Genomic DNA, 1,234 nt, shown 5'->3' with positions numbered 1-1,234 from the left:
CGTAGATACCGTCTTCCACCTCAGTGTGCAATTGCTAAGGCAGGATCGAAAGGCTTGCCCGATTTGAGCACGCCATAGGCAATGCTCAGCAGTTTGCGCATGGCTGCGCAGACGGTTTGTTTTCCCTTCTTGCCCTTGGCTTTCAGGCGTTCGGCTTGCGCTTTGATAGCTGGGTTATGAGTTAACGCCACGACAGCAGGCAGGTACAGCGCGGTGCGCAAACGGGCTGATCCTGTGCGCGAGATGCAGGTACGGCCGTGAAAGGTGCCAGACTCCTGCAAGCGCGGATCCAGACCCGCAAAGGCAGTGACGGCGCGAGCATGGGTGAAGCGGCCGATATCGCCCAGCTCAGCTAGAATCAGGGCTGCGGTCTTATCGGCGATACCGTCTATGCTCACCAGCAGATCACGTTTGCCGCGTAGGTCCGGGTCATCGTCGATGTGCCGTTTGATCTGTTCTAGCGTCCAGGCAATCTGTTCATCGAGCCGCTGCAGGACTGCCCGGATTGAGTCCTGGACGTTGTCCGGGCTGACCTCAAGCCGATTGAGCTCCATCTGTCGCAGCGATTGCAGATCCTCCAGGCGTCGGGTCAGCGCGCGGAGTTGGCGCAAGGGCAGAGGCTCAGGTTGCCAGGCCCGTAGTCGATCCAGATGCAGTTGGCCAAAGGTGGCGATTAGCTTGGCATCGAGCTTGTCTGTCTTGCTGCGTTGCAGCTGGCTTTGCGCATAGCGGGCAACCTGCGCCGGGTTGAGCACGGCGATCCGATAGCCCAAGGCATGGAAGTGCTCGGCAAGTGCTTCGTGGTAGATGCCAGTCGCTTCCATCACGATCCAGGCCTCCGGTTCGGCATGCCGCTGCAGCCAGTCGGCAAAGACCGCGAAGCCTGCCTTGTCGTTAGCCAGCTTGCCCTTGGTTCGATGCTTGCCGTTAGGTTGCAGCATCGCCAGATCAAAGGTGCGCTTGGCGATATCGACGCCTACTACCACTGCCATGAGATCTCCTCCACGAAGGTGTCTTGATGATCACGTCATCCTGTCCAACCTTGCGTAATACGAGCTCTTGAGGCTCCAGATACCGTTCGGACTTGTTGGATGAGTGTGGAGGAGGCAGCCCAATCTACGTTGCAAGCTCAAAGGCTTAAGGGTGGAAACGGCTTGCCATCCTCCCCCGATGATCAGTCGGGGACTATGACCTCGCAAAGAGGCCTCAGTCGAGATACAAGGGTGGAAAACCG

1 protein-coding gene is annotated in these 1,234 nt (G+C 58.3%); it reads right to left on the bottom strand.

From position 1 onward, the window contains the following. Positions 1-20 precede the first annotated feature (20 nt). Positions 21-992: an IS110 family transposase gene (locus tag EC839_RS24075; RefSeq protein ID WP_007163128.1), complete on the bottom strand. Its 972-nt coding sequence runs from the start codon at positions 990-992 to the stop codon at positions 21-23. Between the last annotated feature and the right edge of the window lie 242 nt (positions 993-1,234).

The sequence above is a fragment of the Pseudomonas sp. JUb52 genome (assembly GCF_004341115.1).
In the GTDB taxonomy this organism is placed as follows: Bacteria; Pseudomonadota; Gammaproteobacteria; order Pseudomonadales; family Pseudomonadaceae; genus Chryseomonas; species Chryseomonas oryzihabitans.
This window is presented reverse-complemented; position numbering and strand designations above follow the sequence as displayed.